The sequence below is a fragment of the Streptomyces sp. NPDC000348 genome (genome assembly GCF_042898795.1).
In the GTDB taxonomy this organism is placed as follows: Bacteria; Actinomycetota; Actinomycetes; order Streptomycetales; family Streptomycetaceae; genus Streptomyces.
The window spans coordinates 1-1,930 of sequence record NZ_JBIAZD010000054.1 but is presented as its reverse complement, the minus strand read 5'-3'; the positions used below and the strand labels follow the sequence as shown (position 1 = coordinate 1,930).

1 protein-coding gene and 1 pseudogene are annotated in these 1,930 nt (G+C 67.3%); both read right to left on the bottom strand.

The annotated features are described in order from the left end of the window. Positions 1-1,244, bottom strand: a 1,244-nt coding sequence (gene treS / locus ACFY3N_RS36645) for a maltose alpha-D-glucosyltransferase (protein WP_390821094.1), incomplete at its 3' end; no start/stop codon positions are given. Next, positions 1,241-1,930: pseudogene (locus ACFY3N_RS36640) on the bottom strand (alpha-1,4-glucan--maltose-1-phosphate maltosyltransferase); the annotation flags it as partial. The pseudogene ACFY3N_RS36640 and the gene treS, both read right to left, overlap by 4 nt.

Below are 1,930 nucleotides of genomic sequence, written 5' to 3'. Positions count from 1 at the left end.
GGGGTGCGGACCGCGTCGCGGTCGCCGAGCCAGATGTTGTCGCCCATGCCGATCTCGTCGCCGTAGTAGATGATCGGCGAGCCCGGCAGGGAGAGCAGCAGGGCGGTGAAGAGCTCGATCTGGTTGCGGTCGTTGTCCAGCAGGGGGGCGAGCCGGCGGCGGATGCCGATGTTGGCGCGCATGCGGGGGTCCTTGGCGTACTCGGCCCACATGTAGTCGCGTTCCTCGTCGGTGACCATCTCCAGGGTCAGCTCGTCGTGGTTGCGCAGGAAGATGCCCCACTGGCAGCCGGAGGGGATGGCGGGGGTCTTGGCCAGGATCTCGGAGACCGGGTAGCGGGACTCGCGGCGCACGGCCATGAAGATGCGCGGCATGACGGGGAAGTGGAACGCCATGTGGCACTCGTCGCCGCCGGCGGCGTAGTCGCCGAAGTAGTCGACGACGTCCTCCGGCCACTGGTTCGCCTCCGCCAGCAGCACCGTGTCCGGGTACTGGGTGTCGATCTCCTTGCGCACCCGCTTCAGGAAGGCGTGCGTGGCGGGCAGGTTCTCGCAGTTCGTCCCCTCCTGCTGGTACAGGTACGGCACCGCGTCCAGCCGGAAGCCGTCGATCCCCAGGTCCAGCCAGAACTTCAGCGCGGAGATCATCTCCTCCTGGACCGCCGGGTTCTCGTAGTTGAGGTCCGGCTGGTGGGAGAAGAAGCGGTGCCAGTAGTACTGCTTGCGCACCGGGTCGTAGGTCCAGTTGGAGGCCTCGGTGTCGACGAAGATGATCCGCGCGTCCTGGAACTGCTTGTCGTCGTCCGCCCACACGTAGTAGTCGCCGTAGGGGCCGTCGGGATCCTTCCTCGACTCCTGGAACCACGGGTGCTGGTCGCTGGTGTGGTTCATGACGAAGTCGATGATCACGCGCATCCCGCGCTGGTGCGCCGCGTCGACGAACTCCACGAAGTCGGCGAGGTCGCCGAACTCGGGCAGGACGGCGGTGTAGTCGGCGACGTCGTAACCGCCGTCGCGCAGCGGCGACTTGAAGAAGGGCGGCAGCCACAGGCAGTCCACGCCCAGCCACTGCAGGTAGTCCAGTTTGGCGGTCAGACCCTTCAGGTCGCCGACGCCGTCACCGTTGCTGTCCTGGAAGGAACGGACCAGGACCTCGTAGAAGACGGCTCGTTTGAACCAGTCCGGGTCCCGGTCCTTGGCGGGTGTGTCCTCGAAGGTGTCCGGGACGGGTTCGTTGACGATCATGCTGTGGGTGACCCTCCGATCGACGGGCTGGACGGTCGCAGAACCGTGCTGTGCTCATCCGGGGACCGGTCCCCGGATTCCCGGCCGACGACGAGCACATGCGCTCCCCCCGGCTCCAGGCGCACATAGTTGGCCCTGCCCCAGTAGTAGGTCTCGCCGGTGAGCTGGTCGCGCACCGGTACCGACTCGTGCCAGTCCAGGCCGAGTTGCGGCATGTCCAACGAGACCGTGGCCTCCTGGGTGTGGTGGGGGTCGAGGTTGGCGACCACCAGAACCGTGTTCGAGTCCCGCCGCTTCGAGTACGCGATGATCTCCTCCTTGTCGGCGTGGTGGAAGTGGAGGTCGCGCAGTTGCCGCAGGGCCGGGTTCTCGCGCCGGATGGTGTTGAGCCGGGTGATGAGGGGGGTGAGGGTGCGGCCCTCGCGTTCGGCGCTCTCCCAGTCGCGGTGGCGGAGCTGGTACTTCTCGCTGTCGAGGTATTCCTCGCCGCCCTCGCGCAGGGGGGTGTTCTCGCAGAGTTCGTAGCCGCTGTAGATGCCCCAGGCGGGGGAGAGGGTGGCGGCCAGGACGGCGCGGACCTCGAAGGCGGGCCGTCCGCCGTGCTGGAGGTAGGCGTGCAGGATGTCGGGGGTGTTGGCGAAGAAGTTGGGCCGCATGTAGGAGGCGGCCTCCCCCGAGAGTTCGGT